At 34.2% G+C, this 509-nt stretch carries 1 pseudogene; it reads right to left on the bottom strand.

What is annotated here, in order from left to right:
* Positions 1-236: 236 nt before the first annotated feature.
* Positions 237-509: pseudogene (locus tag R7R24_RS30600) on the bottom strand (transcriptional regulator); the annotation flags it as partial.

Here is a 509-nt window from a genome sequence, read left to right as displayed (position 1 = left end):
CCTTAGCATTGATGAATGTATAAATTTCAACTGTTTATGCGCAAATTTATATTTAAATATTGTGATAGGTTTAACGGAAGGTAGGTTAGTGTTTTAGCAGTATATTTATATGTGGATATTTAAATGACGTGTTTTAACAGAATTTAATGTCAATTAAATGGGTTGGTTTGAACAAGTATACTGACTTGTTCAATTTATTTTAAATCTGGAATTAATACTGGTATGTGCGATTTAATTTAAACACGTTGATTGAGCTGAGAAACATACTTTAATAAATCCCCATCAATATTAGGTAATCCGTCAGAGAAAAATATTTGTGTCCCTGGAGTGCAACGCATTAAAACGTTAGTTAACTCGCCATCTTGGTTGGAGGTATTGAGCGCATTGAACTTGACCAGTTTATTGTAAACATCATCTTCTAACTGCAATCGCTGCGCTTCGGTCAGACGAATACGACCAATACAAATACCGGGGCTGACTTCATGCGAAAGTGATTCTTTCTGAAAACG

Source organism: Vibrio sp. 704 (genome assembly GCF_033339295.1).
This window is presented reverse-complemented; position numbering and strand designations above follow the sequence as displayed.